At 68.2% G+C, this 24167-nt stretch carries 24 protein-coding genes; 9 read left to right on the top strand and 15 right to left on the bottom strand.

The genetic code is table 11. The features are described from left to right. Positions 1-11: 11 nt before the first annotated feature. The 4 genes from treY to ABRP18_RS18195 form a co-directional block, all read right to left on the bottom strand. Positions 12-2360, bottom strand: a complete 2349-nt coding sequence (gene treY, locus ABRP18_RS18210; protein WP_349885194.1) for a malto-oligosyltrehalose synthase — start codon at positions 2358-2360, stop codon at positions 12-14. Beyond that, entirely contained in the window at positions 2357-4531 is a 2175-nt protein-coding gene (glgX, locus tag ABRP18_RS18205) for a glycogen debranching protein GlgX (RefSeq protein ID WP_141368149.1), read from the bottom strand. Before glgX ends, treY begins: the two co-directional genes overlap by 4 nt. Then, the gene (locus ABRP18_RS18200) at positions 4528-4830 is read right to left on the bottom strand and encodes a hypothetical protein (RefSeq protein WP_046748502.1); all 303 of its coding nucleotides are present in this window, start codon (positions 4828-4830) and stop codon (positions 4528-4530) included. Before ABRP18_RS18200 ends, glgX begins: the two co-directional genes overlap by 4 nt. A 135-nt stretch (positions 4831-4965) precedes the next feature. Continuing rightward, positions 4966-5538 carry a dihydrofolate reductase family protein gene (locus ABRP18_RS18195; protein WP_058631916.1) on the bottom strand — a complete coding sequence of 191 codons (573 nt, stop codon included), beginning with the start codon at positions 5536-5538 and terminating at the stop codon, positions 4966-4968. A gap of 70 nt (positions 5539-5608) precedes the next feature. Between ABRP18_RS18195 and ABRP18_RS18190 the strand changes: the two genes are divergently transcribed. From ABRP18_RS18190 to ABRP18_RS18175, 4 genes are all read left to right on the top strand, one after another. Beyond that, complete coding sequence (locus ABRP18_RS18190; RefSeq protein WP_349885193.1) at positions 5609-6175, top strand: TetR/AcrR family transcriptional regulator; 567 nt, start codon at positions 5609-5611, stop codon at positions 6173-6175. A gap of 76 nt (positions 6176-6251) precedes the next feature. Further along, positions 6252-7580: a transcriptional regulator gene (locus tag ABRP18_RS18185; RefSeq protein WP_113680730.1), complete on the top strand. Its 1329-nt coding sequence runs from the start codon at positions 6252-6254 to the stop codon at positions 7578-7580. A gap of 110 nt (positions 7581-7690) precedes the next feature. Continuing rightward, on the top strand, positions 7691-9256 hold the full coding sequence (locus ABRP18_RS18180; RefSeq protein ID WP_061017535.1) for an aldehyde dehydrogenase family protein: 1566 nt from the start codon (positions 7691-7693) through the stop codon (positions 9254-9256). 62 nt (positions 9257-9318) lie between these two features. Further along, positions 9319-9675: a DUF779 domain-containing protein gene (locus tag ABRP18_RS18175; protein WP_231728823.1), complete on the top strand. Its 357-nt coding sequence runs from the start codon at positions 9319-9321 to the stop codon at positions 9673-9675. Positions 9676-9743: 68 nt separating this feature from the next. On the opposite strand, the gene ABRP18_RS18170 is transcribed toward ABRP18_RS18175, so the two are convergent. Genes ABRP18_RS18170 through ABRP18_RS18145 form a run of 6 tightly spaced genes read right to left on the bottom strand, consistent with a single transcriptional unit; the run spans position 9744 to position 15382 of the window. Further along, positions 9744-10499 carry an ABC transporter ATP-binding protein gene (locus tag ABRP18_RS18170; RefSeq protein ID WP_349885192.1) on the bottom strand — a complete coding sequence of 252 codons (756 nt, stop codon included), beginning with the start codon at positions 10497-10499 and terminating at the stop codon, positions 9744-9746. Beyond that, the gene (locus ABRP18_RS18165) at positions 10496-11293 is read right to left on the bottom strand and encodes an ABC transporter ATP-binding protein (RefSeq protein ID WP_349885191.1); all 798 of its coding nucleotides are present in this window, start codon (positions 11291-11293) and stop codon (positions 10496-10498) included. The genes ABRP18_RS18170 and ABRP18_RS18165 overlap by 4 nt, the downstream gene beginning before the upstream one ends. Beyond that, positions 11290-12150 (bottom strand): ABC transporter permease, encoded by an 861-nt coding sequence (locus ABRP18_RS18160; RefSeq protein WP_058631921.1) that lies wholly within the window; start codon positions 12148-12150, stop codon positions 11290-11292. The genes ABRP18_RS18165 and ABRP18_RS18160 overlap by 4 nt, the downstream gene beginning before the upstream one ends. Beyond that, complete coding sequence (locus tag ABRP18_RS18155; RefSeq protein WP_046748510.1) at positions 12147-13109, bottom strand: ABC transporter permease; 963 nt, start codon at positions 13107-13109, stop codon at positions 12147-12149. The genes ABRP18_RS18160 and ABRP18_RS18155 overlap by 4 nt, the downstream gene beginning before the upstream one ends. Positions 13110-13161: 52 nt before the next feature. Beyond that, on the bottom strand, positions 13162-14658 hold the full coding sequence (locus tag ABRP18_RS18150; RefSeq protein WP_349885190.1) for an ABC transporter substrate-binding protein: 1497 nt from the start codon (positions 14656-14658) through the stop codon (positions 13162-13164). Between the two features lie 28 nt (positions 14659-14686). Next, positions 14687-15382 carry a DUF1684 domain-containing protein gene (locus tag ABRP18_RS18145; RefSeq protein ID WP_349885189.1) on the bottom strand — a complete coding sequence of 232 codons (696 nt, stop codon included), beginning with the start codon at positions 15380-15382 and terminating at the stop codon, positions 14687-14689. Between the two features lie 115 nt (positions 15383-15497). On the opposite strand from ABRP18_RS18145, the gene ABRP18_RS18140 reads away from it, so the two are divergent. Both ABRP18_RS18140 and ABRP18_RS18135 read left to right on the top strand, forming a co-directional pair. After that, positions 15498-15782 (top strand): DUF1778 domain-containing protein, encoded by a 285-nt coding sequence (locus tag ABRP18_RS18140; protein WP_113680745.1) that lies wholly within the window; start codon positions 15498-15500, stop codon positions 15780-15782. After that, positions 15775-16278, top strand: a complete 504-nt coding sequence (locus tag ABRP18_RS18135; RefSeq protein ID WP_374168954.1) for a GNAT family N-acetyltransferase — start codon at positions 15775-15777, stop codon at positions 16276-16278. The genes ABRP18_RS18140 and ABRP18_RS18135 overlap by 8 nt, the downstream gene beginning before the upstream one ends. A 16-nt stretch (positions 16279-16294) precedes the next feature. On the opposite strand, the gene ABRP18_RS18130 is transcribed toward ABRP18_RS18135, so the two are convergent. After that, positions 16295-16576 carry a DUF1905 domain-containing protein gene (locus ABRP18_RS18130; RefSeq protein WP_193762083.1) on the bottom strand — a complete coding sequence of 94 codons (282 nt, stop codon included), beginning with the start codon at positions 16574-16576 and terminating at the stop codon, positions 16295-16297. Between the two features lie 17 nt (positions 16577-16593). After that, entirely contained in the window at positions 16594-16974 is a 381-nt protein-coding gene (locus tag ABRP18_RS18125; RefSeq protein ID WP_193762082.1) for a DUF1761 family protein, read from the bottom strand. Between the two features lie 75 nt (positions 16975-17049). On the opposite strand from ABRP18_RS18125, the gene ABRP18_RS18120 reads away from it, so the two are divergent. Then, on the top strand, positions 17050-17667 hold the full coding sequence (locus ABRP18_RS18120) for a TetR/AcrR family transcriptional regulator (protein WP_349885187.1): 618 nt from the start codon (positions 17050-17052) through the stop codon (positions 17665-17667). A 243-nt stretch (positions 17668-17910) separates the two neighbouring features. Here the strand turns inward: ABRP18_RS18120 and ABRP18_RS18115 are convergent, their stop codons facing one another. Next, the gene (locus ABRP18_RS18115) at positions 17911-18990 is read right to left on the bottom strand and encodes a hypothetical protein (protein WP_349885186.1); all 1080 of its coding nucleotides are present in this window, start codon (positions 18988-18990) and stop codon (positions 17911-17913) included. Between the two features lie 10 nt (positions 18991-19000). Then, entirely contained in the window at positions 19001-19969 is a 969-nt protein-coding gene (locus tag ABRP18_RS18110; RefSeq protein WP_349885185.1) for a hypothetical protein, read from the bottom strand. A 135-nt stretch (positions 19970-20104) separates the two neighbouring features. Here ABRP18_RS18110 and ABRP18_RS18105 point away from each other — a divergent pair, with 135 nt between their 5' ends. Next, positions 20105-21118 carry a hypothetical protein gene (locus ABRP18_RS18105; RefSeq protein ID WP_193762078.1) on the top strand — a complete coding sequence of 338 codons (1014 nt, stop codon included), beginning with the start codon at positions 20105-20107 and terminating at the stop codon, positions 21116-21118. Next, the gene (locus ABRP18_RS18100; protein WP_193762076.1) at positions 21115-21702 is read left to right on the top strand and encodes a GNAT family N-acetyltransferase; all 588 of its coding nucleotides are present in this window, start codon (positions 21115-21117) and stop codon (positions 21700-21702) included. The genes ABRP18_RS18105 and ABRP18_RS18100 overlap by 4 nt, the downstream gene beginning before the upstream one ends. 50 nt (positions 21703-21752) lie before the next feature. On the opposite strand, the gene ABRP18_RS18095 is transcribed toward ABRP18_RS18100, so the two are convergent. Next, on the bottom strand, positions 21753-24104 hold the full coding sequence (locus ABRP18_RS18095; protein ID WP_349885184.1) for an arylsulfatase: 2352 nt from the start codon (positions 24102-24104) through the stop codon (positions 21753-21755). Positions 24105-24167 lie beyond the last annotated feature (63 nt).

Genomic DNA, 24167 nt, shown 5'->3' with positions numbered 1-24167 from the left:
GCACACGGATTTCATCGGGCGAGCTCGAGCAGAGCCACCGGATACGTGTCCAGCAGCTCGGCCAGCCGGACCGGCCCCGGTCCGATGCGTCGGCCGGTCAGCAGATCGGTGGCGGGGAGGTCGGGGCGCATCATGACAGTGTCGCCCCATCCTCCGCGGCGCGCCAGCCCCATCGGAAGACGGGTGGCCACGACGGTGATCCCTCCGCGATGAGCCGCGACAGCGTGGTCGGCTGCCGCGCCCTCGACGACAGCGGGACGGTAGAACCGGAACAGCTCGGGGTTGTCTCGACGGGCGCGCAGTGCTCGCGACGTGACGAGCAGCTTCGCCCGCGCAGAGTCGTCGACGGCGGGGAGGATGCCCCGCGCGACCTCCGCGTCGAGCTCCGCGAGCATCCGCCTCCGCAGCTCGAAGTCGACCGGTCGACGGTTGTCGGGGTCGACGAGGGAGAGGTCCCACAGCTCCGTGCCCTGATACACGTCGGGGACGCCGGGCGCGGTGAGCTGCAGCAGCTTCGCGGAGAGCGAGTTGGAGCGGCCGGCCGCCAGGATCTCGTCCACGAAGCGTTCCAGGATCGGGGCGGCTTTGCCCTCGAGCGCCTGCGCGATCGTCGCGAGGCCCTCCTCGAACCGCGCATCCGGATGCTGCCAGGTCGTGGCCTCCGCGGCCTCGCGTGCCGCCTTGGTCGCATAGGCGAGGAAACGCTCGGAGGAGAGGGGCCACGCACCGACCGCCGCCTGCCAGAGGAGGGCATCCAGCGGACCGTGGCCGGTGGTCGCGATGGTGCGGAGCTCACCCAGCACCTCGGCCCAGCGCTCGGGGATCTCGGAGAGGACCGACAGTCGGGCGCGCACATCCTCCGAGCGCTTCGTGTCGTGCGTCGACAGCGTGGTCATCGAGTGGGGCCAGGCGCCGAGCCTGGCGTTCTGCCGCCGATGGAAGTCGTCGACCGTCACGGCGGGGATCGCGGGGTCGGCGCCCACCTCAGTGAGCGTTCCCAGTCGGGTCAAGCGGTAGAACGCGGTGTCCTCGACGCCCTTCGCCATCACCGCTCCAGTTACCTGAGGGAAGCGCTGCGCGACCTCGAGTCGGGGGTCGGACAGCAGCGGCTCGAGCTCGGCGAAGGCCGCCGAGAGGTCGGGGCGGCGTCGACGGGCCTCGGTGAACGCGACGCGCAGATGCTCGCGCCCCTCGGGGAGGTACGAGCGATAGACCGGGAAGCACGCCACGAGTTCAGCCAGGGCGTCATCGGCGTGCACGATCCCGTGGGGCAGAGTGCGCACGAGCCGGCGCACCTCCGCCTGCAGCAGCCCGTCGGCGATCATGCGCTTGGTGTCGTGGATCAGGTCAGGCCACGCGGGGGCGGCCGGGAGCCCGGTCTCCGCACGCACCCTCTCGTCGAGACTGCCGAGAGCGTCGACTCCCGCACGGTCGACGAAGAGCCGATCGATGTCGGCGAGAGCGTCGTATCCGGTCGTTCCATCGGTGCGCCACCACGCGGGCAGGGCTTCGCCCGGTTCGAGGATCTTCTCGACCAGCGTGTACGCCCGCCCCGTCGCGTCAGCCAGGCGCTCCAGATATCCGGTCGGATCGACGAGCCCGTCGGGGTGATCGACACGCAATCCGTCCGCGAGCCCGCTGCGGATCCATCGGATGATCTCGCGATGCGACTCCGCGAAGACGTCCGGCAGCTCGACTCGGAGGCCGGCGAGCTCGGAGACGGCGAAGAACCGTCTGTAGTTGAGATCGGTGTTCTGCTCCTCCCAGTAGCGGAGGTCGTAATGCTGGGCGGCGAGCAGTGCGGGAAGGTCATCGGCCAACTGCGCCGTGCCGGGGGCGAGCGGCAGCACGTGCTCGAAGTACGTCAGCATCCCGTCGGGCGCGTCGGGTGCCGGGGTCGTGTCGACGGCGAAGAGGCGCTCGGTGATCGCCTGTTCCGGTGATGAGCCCAGGATCGGCAGGATCAGACGCCCACCGCCGGCCGCCCAGTCGATGTCGAAGGCCGCCGCGACACGGGTCTCCCTCCCCAGACGCAGCACCTCCCACCACCAGGCGTTCTGGCGTGGGGCACCGACTCCCATGTGGTTGGGCACGATGTCGGCGAGGATCCCGAGCCCTGCGGCCCGAGCGGCGGCGGCGAAGCGCTCGAGTCCTTCCTCGCCTCCGCGCTCGGGGTCGACGCGTCCGTGGTCGACCACGTCGTAACCGTGGTTCGAGCCGCTGACCGCCGCGAGCACGGGGGAGAGGTACGCCCAGGAGACGCCGAGGTCGGCGAGGTAATCGGTCACCCCTGCCGCGGAGTCGAGGGGGAAATCGGCGGTGATCTGCAATCGGTAGGTGGAGAGCGGACGCAGGGTCACGACGCCGCCTGCCCGCTCTGGGCGCGGAGGGAGGCGTCGACCGAGTCGTCGGCGGCCTCCGGCACTCCGTCGATCTCCTGCAGCACCAGGGTCGCCTTGCCGTCGAGCGGGATGCCGTCCCCGGGCTCCAGCGCGCGATCCGCGGCCAGTTCGCCTGCGGTGTCGACGACGATCCGCCATTGCGCACCGTGGCGCTCGTCGGGGATGACGAGGTCGATCGGCTCGTCGCCGCTGTTGAAGTAGACGAGGAAGTTCACGTCGGTGACGGGGCGCCCTCGCGAATCGTTCTCGCGGATGCCCTGTCCGTTGAGGAACATCCCCACGGAGCGCCCGAATCCGGAATCCCAGTCCTCCGGGGCCATCGGTCGGCCATCGGGGCGCAGCCAGACGACGTCGGGGATGCGGTCGTCGTCGGACCGGCCGGGGCGACCGTCGAAGAAGCGGCTGCGGCGGAAGGTGGGATGCTCACGGCGGAGTCGGGCCACGGCGGCGGTGAACTCGACGAGGGGCAGGTCGGCCGCCTCCCAGTCGATCCAGGTGAGCTCGTTGTCCTGCGCGTAGCCGTTGTTGTTGCCGTGCTGCGTGCGGCCGAGCTCGTCGCCGTGGGAGATCATCGGCACGCCCTGCGAGAGCAGCAGCGTGGCGAGGAAGTTCCGCTGCTGACGCGCGCGGCGCCGGTTGATGTCGATGTCGTCGGTCGGTCCCTCCGCGCCCATGTTGTCGGAGCGGTTGTGGGATTCGCCGTCGTTGTTGTCCTCGCCGTTCGCCTCGTTGTGCTTCTCGTTGTACGAGACGAGGTCGCGCAGGGTGAAGCCGTCGTGCGCAGTGACGAAGTTGATCGAGGCGACGGGTCGTCGGCCGGAGTGCTCGTACAGGTCGGCGGACCCGGTGAGGCGGGAGGCGAACTCGCCGAGTGCCTGCGGCTCACCGCGCCAGAAATCGCGCACGGTGTCTCGGTACTTGCCGTTCCACTCCGTCCACTGCGGCGGGAAGTTGCCCACCTGGTAGCCCCCGGGGCCGATGTCCCACGGCTCGGCGATGAGCTTCACCTGCGAGACGATCGGGTCCTGCTGCACGAGCTCGAAGAACGCCGCGAGGCGGTCGACGTCGTAGAACTCGCGGGCGAGGGTCGCCGCGAGGTCGAAGCGGAACCCGTCGACGTGCATCTCGGTCACCCAGTAGCGCAGCGAGTCCATCAGCAGCTGCAGGGCATGCGGGTTGCCCGCGTTCAGACTGTTGCCCGTGCCGGTGTAGTCCGTGTAGTAGCGCTTGTCCTCTTCGAGTCGGTAGTACGCCTCGTTGTCGATACCGCGCATCGAGAGCGTCGGGCCGAGGTGGTTGCCCTCCGCGGTGTGGTTGTAGACCACGTCGAGGATGACCTCGATCCCGGCCTCGTGCAGGGTGCGCACCATCGCCCGGAACTCCTGCACCTGCTGGCCGTGCTCGCCCGTCGCGGAGTAGGTGTTGTGCGGGGCGAAGAACCCCAGGGTGTTGTAGCCCCAGTAGTTCGACAGCCCCTTCTCCTCGAGCACGGAGTCGTCGACGAACTGGTGCACGGGCATGAGCTCCAGCGCCGTGATGCCGAGGCGCTGAAGGTGCTCGACCACGGCGGGGTGGGCGATGCCGGCGTAGGTGCCTCGGAGCTCTTCGGGGATGTCGGGATGCCGCTGGGTGAGCCCCTTCACGTGCGCCTCGTAGATCACGGTCTCGGCATAGGGGGTCTTCAGCGGTCGATCACCCGCCCATTCGAAGAAGGGATTGACCACGACGCTCTTGACCATCGCGGCCGCGGAGTCGTCGTCGTTGCGCGAGTCGGGATCGCCGAAGTCGTAGCCAAAGAGGGGCTGGCCCCAGTCCATCCGCCCGGCGACGGCCTTGGCGTACGGGTCGAGCAGCAGCTTGTTCGCGTTGAAGCGCTGCCCCTGGGCGGGGTCGTACGGTCCGTGCACGCGGTAGCCGTAGAGCTGCCCCGGCTGCACCGTGGGAAGGTAGCCGTGCCAGACGAACGCGTCCACCTCGGTGAGGGGCACGCGGGTCTCCGTGCCGTCCTCATCGAACAGGCACAGCTCGACGCGCTCGGCGCCTTCGCTGAAGAGGGCGAAGTTCGTCCCCTGACCGTCGAAGGTCGCCCCGAGCGGATATGCGGTTCCGGGCCAGATCTCGCCGCTCATCCGGCGACGGTGTGGTTGCGGGTGCCGGCTGCCATGGCATCGACGATACTCACTGCACGCTCGAAATCGTAGACCTGCGCGACCTCCACCGAGCGGGGATACGGGTGGCCCAGATAGCAGACGAAAAGCGGTGGCACGACGTCGATGTAGCCGACGGGACGATCGTGGCTGACGACGTAGCGGTCGAAGCCGACGCGCTCGCACACGGCTTCGACCGCGGGCCGGTGAGCCGGGCTGTCGGCGGGGTGCGCGGAGGCGTGGCGGGCAGAGCCAGTGGGGGTGGGGGTTCGGACGTTCATGGCGCCTCCTGACTCGTGGGGTGCTCCCACGCTAGGAACCAGACCGCCCTTCGGGAACACCGTTGCCAGGGCGGCGAGGAGGAGGTATGGCGCGTCGTCCTCCTCGCCGTCCGGGCGTCAGGTCTCGTCGGGATGTCAGCTCTCGTGGGGGCGGCGTTGCAGTTCCGTGACGACGACGCCCGAGTCGTAGGCGACCGTCTGCACCGCATCGAACCGCTCGGGACGGTAAGAGCGCTCACGGAAGAGCGGGATGCCCGCCCCGAAGAGCAGCGGCTGCCGCTTCAGCACGAGTCGATCGATCTCGTCTGCGAGGGTTGCCGCGAGTGCGCCGCCGCCGCACAGCCAGATCGCTGCTCCCTCCTCCTGCTTCAGGCGTCGCACCACCGACACCGGGTGCTCCGCTGTCACTTCGAGGTTCTCGCCGTCCGCTGTCCTCGTACTGCTGAACACGATCTGGCGGAGGTGTCGATAGGGACTCGACAGCCCGCCCACGGCGTAGGTGTTCCACCCCATGAGGACGGTGTCGAACATCTCGCGCCGCTGCGGAACCCCGAGGGCTTCGGCGGCGACGGTCGGCAGCGTGTCGGCGAAGCGGGCATTGATGCCGTCCATGTGGTCGCCCTCGATGAGGAACGCGTCGAATTCACCGTTCGGACCGGCGATGTACCCGTCGAGGCTGACGGCGGCGTAGTACACGAGCTCTCGCATGGTTCTCCAATCACTACATCTGTAGCGGTTACAGTACAACAGGCGTAGTGATTGCGCTAGGGTTCCTTCCATGGTGAAGAACGACTCGCGACGACGGGCCATCGCGGATGCGGGACTCGCCGTGCTCGCACGCGAAGGATCACGGGGGCTCACGCACCGAGCCGTCGACGTCGCCGCTCAGGTCCCGATCGGCACGACGTCGAACTACTTCCGCAGCAGGGACGCCCTGATCGAAGGACTGGTCGAGCGGATCGGGGAGCGTCTCGCACCGAGCGCCGATGATCTCGAACGCCGGTCGAAGGCTGCCCCGGGACCCGCGCTCTTCGCCGACTACCTCCGCGACATCGTGCGACGCCTGACCGACGATCGGGACGTGACGCTCGCGCTGTTCGAGCTGCGGCTCGAGGGCGGTCGGCGGCCCGAGGTCGCAGCCGTCCTCGGTGCGTGGCAGCGCGCCGGGTTCGACGCCGACGTGGCTTTCAACACCGCGGCGGGACTCCCGGGAGGACGCCGCGAGATCGCCCTGTTCCACTATGCGATCGATGGACTCCTGCTCGACAGGCTCACGACGCCCATCGATCAGGAGACCTCCACCGACGACGTCATCGACGACCTGGTCGCCGGGCTCATCCGCTGACCCGGCGGGGTGTTCCCTCGGGGGCGCGCTGCTCGTACACTGAGGCAACGCACGCTCTCGACGATCGGAGACCGCTGTGTCTGCGCCGTGGCAGGTATCCCGCGAGTCGCTTCCCCCGACATCGCGACTTCTCATCGAGCGTGCGCACGAGGAGCTGCTCGCCGGGAACCTCGAAGACCGGCGTCTTCAGGAGGTGCGGCCACTCGTCCGGGAGTCGTGGGAGCGGGCATGGCGCAGTCGCGTCGGCCCCGAGGGCGCTCCTCCTCTCGATCTCGTGAGCGACGAGCTGGACGCCTATCGGCTGGCGCATCCGCTCGCCTCCGTCATGGACATGATCCGTGCCCTCCTGCTGCCCGGCGAGGCCCAGGATGCCGGCGTCGTCATCGCCGTCGGCGACCAGGCGGGCCGTCTGCTGTGGATCGAGGGCGACAGGCAGCTGCGGTCGCTCACCGACGACATGGGCTTCGTCGCGGGAGCGAACTGGTCGGAGGATGCCGTCGGCACCAGCGCACCCGGAACCGCTCTGGTGCTCGGACAGTCCGTGCAGATCCGCGGCGCGGAGCACTACAACCGTCTCGTGCACCCCTGGTCCTGCACCGCGGCTCCCGTCCGCGACCCGGAGACGCACCGCGTGCTCGGGGTCATCGACATCACCGGGGGAGCGGAGGTCGTCTCGCTGCAGGCACGGCTGCTCGTGGATGCGACAGCCCGCGCCGTGGAGTCGGAGCTGATGGTGGCGCGTCTGCGGGCGCGCAGTGAGGCGCACCGGCCTCGTGCGTCGGCTGCGAAGTCCCGAGTGCCGGCAACGGCGCGGGCGACACTTCACGTGCTCGGACGCGATCGGGCCCGATTGGAGACGGAGTCGGACCACGAAGAGTCCGTGATCGAGCTCAGCGCCCGTCATGCCGCGATCCTGCTGATGCTCGGCGTGCACCGACAGGGACTCTCGGCCGAGCGCCTGTGCGAGCTCGTGTACGGACCGGGCGTCTCGCCCGACACGCTCCGCCCCGAGATGGTCCGGCTGCGGAAGGTGCTCGAGCGCACGGCTCCCGACCTCGTGCCGGAGTCGCGACCGTACCGCCTTCCCGTCACCCTCGACACCGATGCGCACGACGTTCTGTCGCTGCTGGACCGAGGTGCCCACAGGGTGGCGCTCACCGCCTACCGAGGACCGGTGCTGCCCGAGTCGACGTCGCCGGGTGTGGAGGAATTCCGCGAGTCGGTGCGCGCGGCGCTGCGGGAGGCGATGCTGTCCGAGGCGAGTCTCGACGTGCTGCTCTCCTATGCGGAGATCCCCGAGGGCCAGGGTGACGCCGAAGCCCTCCGCCTCGCGCTGGAGATGCTCCCCGCCCGGTCGCCGAAGCGCGCGGGACTGGTCGCGCGGATCGAGCGTCTCGAGGCCTGAGCCTCTGCAACCGGTCGCAACGTTGCGCATCGGGTCGCAACGTCGGTCGACCTAGCTTCGGGGAAGAGCCGCAGCACCGAAGCGCGGCGCACCCGTCGAAGGAGACCCCCATGACCATCGTCGAAGAAGACGTGTCCGTCGCCCCATCGTCCACCGCATACGCCGCCCCCGGGCAGCCCGGAGCCGTCGCGAACTATCGGGCGCGCTACGGCCACTACATCGGTGGCGAGTTCGTGGAACCCGTCAAGGGCCAGTACTTCGAGAACGTCAGCCCCGTCAACGGCAAGCCCTTCACCGAGGTCGGGCGCGGCACCAGCGAAGACATCGACCGGGCGGTCGAGGTCGCCTGGCAGGCATTCGCCGGCTGGGGCAAGACGAGCCCAGCCGAGCGGTCGGTGATCCTCAACCGCATCGCCGACCGCATCGAGCAGCACCTGGAGGAGATCGCGGTCGCCGAGACGTGGGAGAACGGCAAGCCCGTGCGGGAGACGCTCGCGGCCGACATCCCTCTCGCGGTCGATCACTTCCGCTACTTCGCCGGAGTGCTTCGGGCTCAGGAGGGCGGCATCAGCCAGCTCGACGAGAACACCGTGGCGTACCACTTCCATGAGCCGCTCGGCGTGGTCGGACAGATCATCCCGTGGAACTTCCCGATCCTGATGGCGGTGTGGAAGCTGGCGCCCGCGCTCGCCGCAGGCAACTGCGTGGTGATCAAGCCGGCCGAACAGACCCCGGCCTCACTGCTGTTCCTGTTCGACATCATCGGCGACCTTCTGCCCGCCGGCGTCGTCAACATCGTCAACGGGTTCGGCATCGAGGCGGGCGCTCCGCTCGCGCAGCACAAGCGCATCCGCAAGGTCGCCTTCACCGGAGAGACGACGACCGGGCGACTGATCATGCAGTACGCATCGCAGAACCTCATCCCGGTGACGCTCGAACTCGGAGGCAAGAGCCCGAACGTGTTCTTCGAAGATGTCGCCCGCTCGACGAAAGACCCGTTCTACGACAAGGCGCTCGAGGGGTTCACGATGTTCGCGCTCAATCAGGGCGAGGTCTGCACCTGCCCGTCTCGCGCCCTCATCCAGCGCTCGATCTACGACGGCTTCCTCGCCGACGGCCTGGAGCGGGTGGGCAAGGTCGTGCAGGGCAACCCGCTCGACCCCGCCACCATGATCGGAGCTCAGGCGTCGAACGACCAGCTGGAGAAGATCCTCAGCTACATCGACATCGGGAAGCAGGGCGGTGCGCGGCTGCTGACCGGTGGCGAGCGCGTCGACCTCGGCGGCGATCTCAGCGAGGGCTACTACGTGGCTCCGACCGTGTTCGAGGGCACGAACGACATGCGCATCTTCCAGGAGGAGATCTTCGGCCCGGTGCTGTCGGTCACCTCGTTCGACGGCTTCGACGACGCGATCTCGATCGCCAACGACACCCTGTACGGACTGGGCGCCGGGGTGTGGAGCCGCAGCGGCGACACGGCCTACCGCGCGGGACGGGCGATCGAGGCCGGACGGGTGTGGACCAACACGTATCACCAGTACCCGGCGCATGCGGCATTCGGCGGATACAAGCAGTCCGGCGTCGGACGGGAGAACCACAAGATGATGCTCGACCACTACCAGCAGACGAAGAACCTCCTGGTCTCGTACGCCGAAGGCCCGATGGGCTTCTTCTGAGTCACCTCTCCGGGCGGGCGCACGAGCGTCCGCCCGGACATATTCTCTGAAGGGAATGAACCGTGATCGGCGACGAGACCGTGGAACGCGTGGCCGTGACGGAAGCAGCGGCATCGCTCGTGCGCGACCTCACGGCCCAGCATGGACCCCTCATGTTCCACCAGTCCGGCGGCTGCTGCGACGGCTCATCACCCATGTGCTACCCGGTCGGCATGTTCATCACCGGGCAGGGCGACGTACTTCTCGGGGCGCTCGACGTCGGCCTGGACCGGCCCGTCGAGGTGTACATGTCGGAATCGCAGTTCGAGTACTGGAAGTACACGCACCTGACGATCGACGTCGTGCCCGGCCGCGGTGCGGGTTTCAGCGTCGAGGGCCCCACCGGCATGCGATTCCTGATCCGCTCCCGGATGCTCTGACCTACTCCGGTCGCGATATGACAGCCGAATCGGCGAATCCAGCTGTCATATCGCGACGGGAGCGGCACTCAGCGCGGCAGCCGCGGAACAGCGTCGACGAGCGCCCGCGTGTAGGGGTCCTGTGGAGCGTGCAGCACGTCGGACGTGGCGCCCTGCTCCACCACGCGGCCGTCCTTCAAGACCACCGTCCGGTCGCAGGCCGAGGCGATCGCGGTGAGGTCGTGCGACACCATCACGAGCGAGAGGCCGTTCTCGCGGCGCAGTCGATCGAGCAGTTCGAGCACCTGCACGCGAGTGGTCACATCGAGCGCGCTGACCGGTTCGTCGGCGAGCAGTACCCGGGGGCGGGAGACCACGGCTCGGGCGATCGCGATGCGCTGACGCTGTCCACCGGAGAACTCATGCGGGTATCGGCGTGCGGTGTCGGCAGGAAGCCCGACCGCGTCGAGGGCCTCAGTGATGCGGCGCTGGGCATCCGCACCGGACGCCAGCCCCAGCGACCGCAGCGGTTCGCCGACGATGCGGTCGATGCGCTGTCGGGGGTCGAGCGAGGAGTACGGGTCCTGGAAGATCGGTTGCACGCTCGCGCGGAAGCGACGCACCTGGGCGCGGTCGCGCGGGCTCAGGGCGGTGCCCTCGAACAGCACCTGCCCGCCGAGCGGGGTGGCGAGCCCGAGCAGCAGTCGTAGGATCGTGGACTTTCCCGCACCCGACTCACCGACCAGGCCGAGCGAGTCGCCTTCATCGATGCTCAGAGAGACGTCGTCGAGCACGCGACGGGATCCGTAGGCGAAGCCGGCGCCGTGCAGTTCGAGGAGCGTCATCGTCCGCCCTCCTTGGCGTCGAGGAATGCGTCCAGAGCCCGGGCGCTGTCGACCAGCATCCGCGTGTACGGCTCGGCCGGCTCGTGCAGTACCTGCGCGACCGTACCCGATTCGACCACGAGGCCGTCGCGCAGCACGACGATGCGTTCGACCATGCGCGACACCACGGCCAGATCGTGGCTGATGAAAAGCAGCGCCATGCCGCGCTCGTCGACGAGGCGTTCGAGCAGCGTGAGCACGCCGTCCTGCACGGTCACATCCAGCGCGGTGGTCGGCTCGTCGGCGATGAGCAGCTGCGGGCGCGCGGCCAGGGCGATGGCGATGGCCACACGCTGACGCTGACCGCCGGAGAGCTCGTGCGGGTAGGAGCGGGCGATGCGGGTGTCGGTCAGGGCGACCTCGCCGAGCGCGGTGGCGACGGCCTTCGCGAGCTCACCGCCACGCAGCCCGAGATGGCGTCGCAGGGGCTCCGCGATCTGACGCCCCACCTGCATCAGCGGATCGAGCGCGGTGAGGGGCTCCTGGAACACGATCTGAGCGACGGGACCGCGCAGCGGACGCAGCTCCGCATCCCGCGCGCCGACGACCTGGTGCCCGCCGAGCAGCACCGAGCCCGATGCGCTGAGGGCGTCAGGGAGCAGGCCGGTCACCGCGAGCGAGGTCAGCGACTTGCCCGAGCCGGACTCGCCGATCAGCCCCAGGCGCTCACCCGCCGCGAGGGAGAACGAGACATCGCGCACCAGCGGCCCGGAAGCAGCGCGGACTGTGAGGCCCGTGACGTCGAGAATGCTCATCGGCTCCTCCGGCGGGTCGGGTCGGCGAGGTCGCGCAGACCGTCGGCGAGGAAGTTCACACCGAGCACCAGCGCGATGATCGCGATACCGGGAGCGATGGCACCCACCGGGGCGACGAGGACGGTGCCCTGCGCTTCTTGCAGCATCCGTCCCCACGATGCGTTGGGCGGCGGGGCACCGAGGCCCAGGTACGACAGGCTCGCCTCGGCGAGCACCGCGGCGCCGAACTGCAGCGCGAGACTCACGGCGAGGGTGGGGGCGATGTTCGGCAGCACGTGCTGGAACACGATGCCGAGCACCCCGGTACCGCTCGTGCGCGCGGCGGTGATGTACTGCTCCTGCAGCACGCGGCGCGCCAGGATGCGGGTGAGGCGGGCGACGACCGCCGACATCGCGAGTCCGATCGCGAGCACCGCCGACCACAGCGACGCGCCCTGCACGGCGACGACCAGCATCGCGAGCAGCAGCACGGGGAAGGCGATCACGACGTCGAGTCCCGCCGAGAGCGTGTCGTCGACCCAGGGGCGGGCGAAGGCGGCGATCAGCCCGATGATCGTGCCGAGGAGTGCGGCGATCGCGACGGCACAGGTGCCGACGATGAGGGCGATGCGTGCGCCCCACATCAGCTGCGAGAACAGGTCGCGTCCGAGCCGGTCGGTGCCGAGCAGGTGCAGCGCGCTGGGCCCTTCGAGGCGGCCGCCACTGGTGTCGGCGAGCGGATAGGGCAGCCAGAACAGCGACACCAGAGCGATCAGCACGATGAGACCCGTGAGCACGATGCCGATCAGCAGCGTCGCCTTCGGACGTCGCCGCACGGGTACGGATGCGGTGACCAGCTGTTCGGCGACGCGGCTCATCGGTTCCCCGAGACGCTCGTGCGCAGGCGCGGGTCGATCAGGCGCTGCAGGATGTCGGCGGCGAACCCGACCAGCAGCACGAAGAGGGTGCTGACGACGAGGACACCCTGGATCACCTGGAAGTCATGCTGCTCGATGGCCGACAGCAGCAGGCTTCCGAGTCCGGGCAGCGTGAAGACGCTCTCGACGACCACCGCGCCCAGCAGGGTGGTGGACAGCTCGATGCCGAGCACCGCGACGACCGGCACCGCGCCGTTGCGCACGCCGTGACGCAGCAGCGCCTCGCCCATGCCGGAACCTCCGGCTCGGGCGGTGCGCAGGTAGTCGCTGCCGAGCACATCGAGGGTGGCCGAGCGCACGTAGCGGCTGAGGGATGCACTCATGACGATCACGATCGTGATCACCGGCAGCGCGAGTGAGCGCAACGCGTCGGCCGGGTCCTCCCAGTCCTTGCGGGGAAAGCCGCCGGAGGGCAGCACGCCCAGTCCGAGCGCGAACACCCAGACCAGCACCACGCCGACCCAGAACACCGGAACCGCGACGCCGAGCTGCGCGAACCCCGACAGCACGATGCCGTACCAGCGGTCGGACTTCACCGCGGCGGTGATGCCGATCACGAGCGAGACGAGCAGTGCGATCGCGAAGGCGATGAGCGTGAGCGGAAGGGTCACGGCAAGGCGATCGGCGATGTCCGGTCCGACCGGACGCGAGCTGAGGAAGGACTCGCCGAGATCGAAGCGCAGCAGTTGGCCCGCCCACGTCGTGAACTGCTGGAGCAGCGGCTGGTCGGAGCCGACCTGGGCTCGCGCGGCCGCGATCTGTTCGGGGGTCGCATTGACCGAGAGCAGGGCATTCGCAGGGTCACCGGGGAGCAGGCGCAGCAACACGAAGATCGCGATCATCGCGACGACGAGCGAGATCGCGAGGAACGCGAGGCGGCGCAGCAGATAGGCGAGCATGGCTTCTCAGGATGACGTGGGGGATGCCGACGCGCGGCATCCCCCACGCACGTCAGGACTTGACGATGTCGTAGGCGAAGAACTGCGAGTTCAGGCCGTTGACGGGGTAGCCGCTGAGGTCGCTGGAGGCGACCACGATCTGCGGGTACAGGTACAACCATACGCTCGCGGCATCAGCGGCGATCTTCTCGTTGACCTGCTTGAGCAGGGCGGTCTGCTCATCGGTCGTGGCTGCCTGCTCGGCGTCGGCGACCCACTTCTGCACGTCGGCGTCGTTGTAGCCCCAGTAGAAGTCGGGGTTGCCGTACCAGACCACATCGCGGTCGTTCACGTGCTCCTGCAGCGTCGCCTGGAAGTCCTGCTCCTTGAAGACCTTCGTGTACCACTCGTCGGCGCTGATCGTGTTGATCTCGACCGTGATGCCGACCTCGGCGAGCTGCGACTGCAGGAACTCCGCGACGGCGGAGTGCGGGTCGTAGCTCGGGGTGTCGAGGGTGAAGGTGAACCCGTCGGCGTAGCCCGCCTCCGCGAGGAGCTTCTTCGAGAGGTCGACGTCGTACGGGTTGACCTGCGTGAGGTCCTCGTACCAGGGGTCGGTGGGCGGCACCATCGAGCCGATCAGCGTGCCGTAGTCGCCCCAGATCGACTCGAGGAGCTTCTTCGTGTCGATCGCGGAGTAGATGGCCTTGCGCACGAGAGTGTTGTCGAAGGGAGCGACGCGGTCGTTGAAGGCGAGCAGCTCCTTGGTCGTGGACGTGCCCTCGCTGACGACGTAGTCGTCGGAGTCGAACTGCGTGAGCGAATCGGGACTCTGCACGCTGGTGATGACGTCGATCTCGCCGGTGACGAGGGCGTTGTTCTCGGCCGTCGCGTCGGTGAAGTACGTGTAGACGACCTCCGCGTTCTTGGCCGGGTCGCCCCAGTAGTCGTCCCAGCGCTCGAGCGTGAGGGTCGAACCCTTCTTCCACTCGTCGAGCGTGTAGGGGCCGGTGCCGTCTTCGGTGCTCGTGATGTCGCCGGCCTCGTCGTTCACGATCCAGACGTAGCTGAGGTTGTACAGGAACGAGATCGATCGCTGCGAGAGCGTGAACACGACCGTCTTGTCATCGGGGGTCGTGATGTCGGAGATCGTCTTGAAGCTCGACTTGCGGGCGGAGACCGAGTCCTCGGCGGTGACGGCCTCGATGCTCGACTTCACGTCTGCGGAGGTGAGCGGGTCGCCGGAGTGGAAGGTCACGTCGTCGCGCAGCGTGATCGTGTACGTCAGGCCGTCGTCGGACACCTGGGCATCTTCGGCGAGGAGCGGCTCGACCTCGCCGTCGTCGGTCAGCCGGTACAGGCCTTCGTAGACGTTTCCGGTCAGCGCTTCGGTCACACCCTGGCCGCCGCCCTGGGTGTTGCTGAGGTTGGTGGGCTCGTACAGCGAACCGATGAAGATCGTGGCGTCTTCGCTCGCGGTGCCGTCGTCGTTCGCGCCGGACGCGCAGCCGGCCACGAGGGCGAGCGTGGCGACGGCGCCGAGCGCGCCGAGGATGCGGGTTCTTCTCATGAGTACTCCAGGGTGAGCGGGTGCGGCGTCACGCCGCGTAGATGTCGAAGCCGTCGCGGAAAACGACGTTCTTCTCGCCTGCTCGGATAGGCAGGGGGAAGCGGTTGGATGCCGGCGGGAGCGGGCAGTTGTACTGGGCGCTGAAGCCGCAGGGAGGCACGAAAGCGCGGTTGAAGTCGAGGACGACGGAGCCTTCGTCGTCACGCAGCTCGACGAACAGGAAGCGCCCGGATCCGTAGGTCTCCGATCCGTTCGTCTGGTCGCCGAACACGAGCAGCAGCGTGCCGCCGTCGTCGAAGGCGGCGAGGGTGTACTCGTGGCCGTCGAGCTCGAGGCGGATGTCGCCGGGGACGACCAGGTCGCGCGTGCCGCCGTTGTCGCGGATGTGCTCGAACGACACCCTGCGTTCGTCGGAGACCGGGGTGAAGTGTCCTTCGAGCACCCATGCCGGGTCGTACTCGTAGGTGTCGATGCGGTCGAAGGCGCGGATGGCGGGGGATTCGGCGTCCCAGACGCGCAGACCGTGCTCGGCCGCGCCGGTCTCGATGTTCGTGCGCTCGATCGGCGTCACGGTGACCGTGTCGGCCGCGGCGCGCTGTTCGGCGTCGAAGTCGGGGCGCTCCCCGGTCCAACGGGTCTCGACCAGGGCGAGGTTGCCGGTCGCGGACGTGACGGCGGTGCGGCGCTCGGCCTGCCAGTGGGTGTGATCTTCGCGTTCAGACATCACTTTCAATTCTCTTGCATGCAGAACGCGGTGGGGTCGGGCGCGTCACTCGGGGTAACGCGGGTGTGGTCGCGGGAGATGACCAGTGTACGGAGATCTGCCGTACACTGATCCCATGACCGCATCTGCATCTCCGCTCAAGAGCGCCCGGCTGGAATTCCGCGTCACGGCGGATCAGAAAGCGGCGATCGAGGAAGCGGCCGCGATCGAGGGTCGCACGGTGACGGACTTCTCCGCGTCTGCGCTCGTGGAGCGCGCGCAGGAGGTCATCGAGCGCGAACGCCGATCGCAGGTCGACGCTGTACGGTTCGAGGCCTTCATCGAAGTCATGGAGCGTCCTGCGCGTTCCATCGATGGTCTGCGCGAACTGCTGCGACGCGAAACCGTCTTCGTTGACTGACTTCCTGACTCCGCGACCGCTCGCTGCCGGTGACCGGCTGTCGGAATTCCGTAGCGGCGAGGAGAGCCTCGATATCTGGCTGCGGGGCCGGGCGCGCTCGAACGAGAAGCGCGGGGCATCGCGCACAATGGTCTCCGCCACGCGGGAAGGGAGAGTGGCTGGCTACTACTGCCTGTCTTCCAGTGCCATCCACCGCGCAGACGGACCGCCGCCACTCGCCGCAGGTATGCCCGCGTCGATCCCCATCGTGCTGCTCGGGCGTCTGGCGGTAGACCTCGAGTATGCGGGCCGCGGGCTCGGCTCCTCGCTTCTGCAACACGCGACCATGCGGGCGCTCGAGGCCGCGGAGGCGATCGGCGTCCGGGCGATCCTCGTGCACGCGATCAACGACGAGATCGTGCCGTTCTACGAGAGATTCGGCTTCACGACATTCCCGGAGGCCCGGCGCACGCTCTTCCTCCTTGTCAAGGACGCGCGCGCGACCCTCGCCATCTGAGGCGAGTGGAGAGACCTCACCCGTTGAGGCGCTCGGTGAGATGCACCGTCACCTCGTCGCCGTCGCTCTTGCCGATGCGCTTGCGGATCGCGGCCGCGATCGGGAGCTTGTGCGTCCCGTCGCCGAGCGCCATGAAAGCTCCCCGGAAAGGCTCGCCGTCGACGGTGCCGGCGACCTTCACGAGTCCGCGCGTGCCAAAGATCGTCGCGGAGTCGCCGAGTTGCACGCAGGTCCAGGTATCGCCTTCGCGCACCTTTCCGAGGGTGGCGGTGAACGTGATGTCGAGTGGCGTGAGCATGGCAGTCTCCTTCTGGATCAGAGGAACGATCCGACGATCGCCCCGATGATGACGAGTTTGAGGGTCCAATCGAGCAGGTGGATGCCCGCCGCAGAGGGTGCGGTGCCCTCGTGTACGACACCGCCCATGAGCAGGGTGAGGGGGAGCGCGCTCAAAGCCAGCCCGAGGAGGGCCCCGGTGCCGATGCCGTGCCACCCGGCCGCGAGCATCAGACCGGCCACGAGGCACGAGGCGATGAGGCTGCAAAGCACGACGGATGCCATCTGCGCGACGACCGGAAGGCCCGGTCGGGGTGTGCTCGTCCGTGAGATGACGGCCGAGACCGGGGGCAAGGCGTACAGCGCGGCGCTCGCGATGAACGATGCCAGCGTGGCGAGGGCGACGGCCAGAATGATCATGTCGACTCCTTTAGTACTTGCTGGTACTCAAAGTAGATCCGCAGCGCGGAACTGTCAAGTACTAAACTCTCAGGCGTGACTACGACGCCTCGAACCCCAGGGCGCCCCGCCGGTCTCACCGGTGATGCCCTGCTCGACACCGCCCGCGATGTCTTCCTCGAATTCGGGTACGCCGGGGCGTCCATGGACGAGGTGGCGAGGCGAGCGCGCATCTCGAAGGCGTCGCTGTACCGGGAGCACGACTCGAAGTCCGCTCTGTACGCGGCTGTCGTACGACACTGGGCGCTCGCGGGGCGAGACGCCATGCGACCCGCTCTCGAAGCGCTGAAGGCGAACCCCGACATCCGGGCGGGGCTCGTGACGCTCGGTGAGACCATGCGCGCCGGAATGCTGAGCGCTCCGGTCATGGCGATGCGTCGCCTCGTGGTCGCTGAGGCCGCCGCTCATCCCGAGGTCGCGCGAGATTACCTGGCGCAGAGCTGGGACACCAACATCCGCAATCTCGCTGAGGCGATGACCGAACTCTCCGATACGCACGGACTGGTCGTCGACGATGCGGAAGCCCTCGCGAGCGAGTTCACCTGGCTGGTCGTCGGTGCGCCGCTGAACGCCGGGCTTCTCGGTGGGGAGGGCGCTGCGCAGCCGGTGACCAGGGCCGTCGACCTGTTCTTGACCGCCTACGATCGTCGCTAGCTCGGAGCCAGGTACGTCGAGTCTCAGTCGCAACATATTGCAACCTCTGCCGGTATACCATTTGGGCATACGCCCAGCAGCGTCAGTCCCCAGCTGACCGTGGGCGGGGCGGCTCAGCCGTCATGCGGAGGGAGAGCGGATCTCTTTTCGATCCCGAGGGGGGATGGGGTGGGAGCTCGGTCCCCAGCCGGCACCCACCCCCACACTCGGGCTCTCCGCCACCGCCGCTCCGGCGCGATCAGCTCAGTTCAGTCTGCTCAGGATCCAGAACCCGACGATCGCGAACAGGACGATGACAGGTATCCACGTCCCACCCCGCTTCAGGCGACGACCCTGCGGTGCGACGCCCGGTGGTGGGATGAGCATGCCCGCGGGTGGGGCGAACGGGAGTGCGGGCGTCGACGGCAGCGCCGTGGCCGCTGTCTCGGCCGCGAGGCGTTCGTCGCGCCACCGCGCCCACTGATCGAACTTCGTCAGCAGTGCTCCGACGGTGCCGAACAACCAGGCCCAGGTGGCGGGGTCGAGGGTCGCGACCTTGCGCTGCGTGTACAGGAACAGCCAGTCGTCGACGATCTCCACGTCGAGCTCTGCGGCGTTGTCGATGAACCGCGCCATGATGTCGGGCGTGAACAGGTACAGCGCATCGCGTTCGTATCCGCGGGGGCAGTAGAGCGTGAAGTGCTCGTCGAAGTCGCCTTCGAGCGACAGCCGTTGGCTCTTCTGGAACGACGCCGGCAGATTCGATCCGAATCCGTTGTTGCCCTTGGCGTCGAGCACGATGTTGGGCAGCGGCACATCGAGCTTCACGGCCACGTACCCCCAGCGATAGGTCGTGGAGTTCTTCCCCGACTGCACCGTGTACTGGTAGTTGCCGAACTCGACGAATCGCGGCCTGGCGCCCCTGATCAGATCGGTCGCCTGCCGTGCGCGCCCCAGGTGGAAGATCATGCCGGGCAGTGGCGGGTCGGCGACCTTCGGCTCATAGGTCATGCCGTTCGCCTCGGCGAAGCCGTGCAGCCGGTACCGCCGCACCCGCGCGTTGCGGACGCTCATCCAGATCATCACCCCGACCGCGGCCAGGAGCAGCGCGATCAGCACGAGGGGGATCGCCGCGGCGGCGGGAGACTCGCCGAACGACGCCAGGCTCAGCACCACGCCAACGAGGGTCGGGATCAGGACGACCGCGGCGATCGCGATGGCGACGATCCCGATGATCGTGGAGGCCGAGGGTCCCCCGGTGGGCCGTGAACGGAGCTCGGCCGCGAAGGCACGCACCTTCGCGGGATCGACGGGGTCGGTGAGGGGGCGGGCGTCGAAGCTCATCGGCGGGCGCTCAGCTGTTCACCGTGTCGGCGCCCCAGGTGAGGTCGGCGCCTTCCGGGATGGGGAGGGCTTCCAGCCGCTCGTCTGCGCAGAGCGCCTCGACCAGTGCGGGGGAGCCGGCCACGATCGTGGAGTCGAAGTCGACCTCGCTGACCATGACCCAGGAGCGGTCCTCCGGCCACAGCAGGCTCGGGCTCTGCGCCGAGGGCGGGAACCCGTGCTCCTCGGCAGGGCGATCACGCCACGGCACCTGCAGCACCCACTCCGGATCGGCGAAAGCGCGAGGGGGTGCGGAGAACAGCACGTGGTCGCGGCCGGGCAGTGCGAACCTCGGGCCTTCGGAGATCTCCCTCGACAGGATGCCCTCCTGCCAGGTGGGCCTGCGGAAGACGTTGTTGAACGGGTCGCGTGCGCTGCGGTCGAGCATCGCCTGATGGTTCGGGTCGTCCGAGAACGCCAGGAAGGATCGTGAGGGGGTGATCCCGAAGAAACCGAGCAGTCCCCCTCGTCCCTCCCACAGCGCGGCGAACCCGGAGTCGGGGGTCTTGGTGTGGTCCACGAGGTGAGCGGCGATGGTCGCCAGGAGGTGCGGATCGAGTTCTCCCTCCATCGGGGCCGTGAACTCGCGACCGTCGGGAGCGATCCGCGCGCCCCAATCCTCCTCGGGCGGGGTGCGCACGATCCGCTGCCACTGCGCGAGCGGATGCAGGACCGTGCCGAAGACCGCGGCGGTCTGCGCCCAGGAGACCGGCTCGTCGACGAACTCAGCCATGAGTGCGCGCTGCGCGGGCTCGGGCATGCGCACCAGCTCGTCGGCCGTCGGGATCGTCCGACCGCGCAGCGACCGGGCGATGGCCGGATGGAAGATGCGTGCGTACGCGGGGAATCCGCGGGGCACCGTCCCGTGCATGGTCTCGTAGTCTGCGTCGAGCCGCTCGCGCAGCCACGCTCCCGCCGAGGGATTGGACATCCACTCCATGCCCCCACGCTACCCGCCACATCGTTCTACGCGCGGTCGGCGGACGCTGCGCAGATCTGACGCTGTGCTCTCCAGGGCCGGGCACTACGGTAGGAACCGCGTCACGCGAGCCGACGGTGGTGGGGGAGGGTCCGAATGCTGAATCAGGCCGAAGCGGTGCCCGGTGAGCGGGTCTTCCATCGGAATCCGCTCCGCTCGGCAGTGGGAGCGGTCGTGCTCTCGGCAGTGCTCTCCGCGGCGACGCTCTTCCTGCTCCCGAGGTTCCTGCCGGGCACCATGAAGATCTCGACCCGCGGCGTCGTGGTGCTCGTGGTCGCGATCGCGCTGACCGTGGCCGTGTTCGCCGGATTCTTCTGGTTCCGCAACATCCGGATCGTGGTGCGCCCCCATGAGGTCGAGATCGGCAAGCCCGGCAGCCGTGAGACGTTCGCGAGGGCGACGACGGCCTTCCGCTCGAAGATCACAGAGCACCGCACGAACGGACTGCCCAGCGGAACGACGCGTGCCCTGGTCGTGCACACCGGTGACCGCGAGATCACGATCGAGCTGCCCGGCTACACGCGGCCGCTTTTCAACGAGCTGATGGCGACGCTCAACCCGATCGCGCAGCCGGTGTTCGATGACCCTGTCGCGGCCGCGAGGGCCGGAGCGCAGCTTCCGACGCAGTTCACGGTCGACGCCACGGGGGAGCGGCGCCTGGCTTCGCGCATCACGATCGCCGCGGTCGTGTTCCTCGTCATCGCCGTCGGCGTCGGACTGCTCGTGCTGGTGCCGGGCTTCGTCGAGGGCGAGCTCTCGGCGCTGATCCTGCTCGCACCGTTCGCCGCGGTCGCGGCCATCGCATTCGGAATCGGGGCTGTGCAGCGCCGACGCCTCGTGCGGTCGATCCCCGCCCTCGTGTCGATCGACACCCACGGCATCCGCATCGATGGCGTGGACAACCCGTACACGCAGCTCAGCCGCATCTGGCTGACCCCGCCGGCCTATCCGGTCAAGCGCCTGCGACTCGCACGCGCCGGAGGCAAGACGACCACCCACCTGCTCGCCTCCTCTCGTGTGGGGATCACACCCGACTACGGCGACCTCCTGCTCGCCGTACGTGCGAGGACGGCGCACCTGCCGGGCCTCCTCTCCCTGGATCTCGAATGACAAGGCAGGGAGGGCACGACCCCGAGTACCCGATCGGCACGGAACGACTGCTCCTGCGTCCGATCGCCGCCTCCGATGCCGTCGCGATGCACCTCTACAAGTCGGATCCGGATGCCGTGCGGTACGTGCCGTATGCACCGTTGACGCTCGCCGATGTCGAGCAGCGCATCGCGACGACCTGGTCGAACACGCACTTCGCGAAGGAGGGCGACGCCGTGTCCCTCGCCGTCGAAGAGCGCGGGTCCGGTGCCCTGGTCGGCGACGTCGTGCTGTTCTGGCGCAGCGAGACCGACCGATCCGGCGAGGTCGGGTACATCTTCGACCCGCGGGTCGGCGGCCGTGGTTATGCGACGGAGGCCGTCGAGGCACTGCTCGCGCTCGGATTCGACGGACTGGGTCTGCACCGGATCGTCGCGCGAATCGACGAGCGCAACACGTCATCGGCTCGCGTCGCCGAGAGGCTCGGCTTCCGGCGTGAGGCGCGGCTGGTCGAGAGCGAGTGGTTCAAGGACGAATGGACGACGCTGCTGGTCTATGCGCTCCTCGAGGACGAGTGGCGCTCGCGCAGCGCACCCCTGAGGTGATCGAGGGCGGCGGGGATCGGTGATCGCACGCCGCCCTGGATCAGGTTCGGCTACTGCTTGAGCATCGCCACGGCGAGCTTGTGCTTGTCGTCGATCAGGTGGGAGTGGTCGTCGTCTCCGAGGTCGATGCGCACCCAGTGCAGGGTTCCGGTGAAAGCGTTGCCCACCGCCTGGTAGTCGGGCGATACCGGTGAAGCCAGGTCGCAGCCGACGTCGACGGTCTCGTCGAAGGTGAATTGGAACGGGATCGTCTTGTGCACGCGACCCTCGCCGATCTTGTCGTCGCCGACGTAGAGCGAGACCGTGCCGCCCTTGGCGAGACCACCGCCGTCGTAAGCGAAGTGGGCCCGTACCTCCTGCTCACCGACCGGAATCTCGGTGTCGGAGCGAATGATGTCGACGTCGATGCCGAGCAGGTTGTAGGCGAACGCGAGGCGTCCGTCCTTCGTGTAGAACGACCAGCCGCCGTACGCCCCTCCCTGCGCGATGAGCACGCCGTCCACACCGGAATCGGGCACCGACACCTGTGCGGTCACCGTCCAGGACTTGTTCTTGATGTTGATGGTGGTGTTCTCGCTGAGTCGCTTCATGCCGGGGTAGAACTTCTGGGTGCTGCTGAGCGAGACGACCGGCCGGCCAGCGAGGTCGGGGTTGAACCGCTCGGCGGTGCGGATGTCGAGGGGAAGCACGTTGAACCGGGCTGCCTGGATGAGGAACAGCTGTTGCAGGTGGGCGAGCTTCTCCGGCTCCTGCTCGGCGAGGTCGTGGGACTGGGTCCAATCCTCGTCGACGTTGTAGAGCTCCCAGCGATCGTCGTCGAGACCGTGGTCGGAGCCGAGCCAGGGATCCTTGTGCTTCGCGACCGCCGTCCAGCCCTTGTGATAGATCGCGCGATTTCCGACCATCTCGAAGTACTGCGTCACGTGGCGTTCCTCTGCCGTGGCATCCGTGAAGGTGTAGTTCATCGCCGTGCCCTCGTAGGGGCGCTGGGTCACCCCGTTGACGCTCGTCGGCTCGGGGATGCCGGCGGCCTCGAGCACGGTCGGTGCGACATCGATGACGTGCGAGAACTGATTGCGGATGCCGCCCTTCTCCACACCTCCGTTCGGCCAACTGACGATAGTGCCGTTGCGGGTGCCGCCCCAGTGGCTCGCGACCTGCTTGGTCCACTGGTACGGCGTGTCCATGGCGTGCGCCCAACCCACCGCGTAGTGGTTGTACGAGCTCGGGGTGCCGATGTCGTCGATGTGGTCGGCCACGTACTGCTCGGTCTCGACGTCGTTCATGTGGTTGATCGTGAAGCCCTCGTTCGTCGTGCCGTGCATCGACCCCTCGGCACTCGCGCCGTTGTCGCCGATGATCACGTAGACGAGGGTGTCGTCGAGGATGCCGAGCTCTTCGTAGGCGTCGAGCAGACGGCCGACATGGTGGTCGGCGTAGGCGAGGAACCCGGCGTAGACCTCCATCTGACGTGCGAGAGCGGGCTTGATGAGGTCGCTCATCTCGTCCCATGAGGGGATGCCGGGGCTCCGCTCGGTGAGCACGGCATCGGGCGGGATCACGCCGAGCTCGAGCTGGCGGGCGAAGGTCTCCTTGCGGATCTCGTCCCATCCCTGGTCGAACTGCCCCTTGTACTTGTCCGCCCACTCGGCGGGCACATGGTGCGGGGCGTGCGTCGCGCCCGGTGCGAAGTAGGTGAAGGCGGGCACGTCGGGGGCGAGCATCTTCTGCTCCCGCGTCCAGGCGATCGCCTTGTCGGTCATGTCACCCATGAAGTGATAGCCCTGCTCGGGTGTGCCCCACGGCTCGACGGGTGTCGTGTTCTCGTAGATCGCCGGGTACCACTGGTTGGTCTCGCCGCCGATGAAACCGTAGAAGTACTCGAAGCCGTTGCCGGGGGTGGGCCATCCGTCGAACGGACCGATCGCGCTCGCCTGCCACACCGGGACCTCGTGGCACTTGCCGAACTGGGCGGTGTTGTAACCGTTGAGCTTGAGCGTCTCGGCGAGCGGAGCGCAGCTGTTCGGACGCAGCGAGTTGTACCCGGGGGCCGACGTCGCGATCTCGGTGATGCCGCCCATGCCGACCGTGTGGTGGTTGCGTCCGCTGAGCAGAGCTGCACGGGTCGGCGAGCACAGGGCCGTGGTGTGGAAGCGGGTGTACTTCAGCCCTGCAGCCGCCACGCGCTCGAAGTTCGGGGTGTGGATCGGGCCGCCGAAAGCGCTGGATGCGCCGAAGCCGACGTCGTCGATCAGCACGACGAGCACGTTCGGGGCATCTTTCGGCGGGCGCACGGGCGTGATCGGCGGGAAGGACGTGTCCGGGTCGGTCGCGTCGTAGGTGACCGTGCCCGTGTAGGCCAGATCGGGGATCGGAAGACTGGAACGCTGGGGCTCGGACATGCTCACTCCTACGGCTCTCAGCGAGCAGAGCAGCCCGCTTCGCGCTCAGCCTAAGCAGGGCGG

Source organism: Microbacterium sp. WHRI 7836 (assembly GCF_040223885.2).
Classification (GTDB): domain Bacteria; phylum Actinomycetota; class Actinomycetes; order Actinomycetales; family Microbacteriaceae; genus Microbacterium; species Microbacterium oxydans.
Note: the sequence above shows the minus strand (reverse complement) of the source record. Positions and strands in the feature narration are given on the sequence as shown.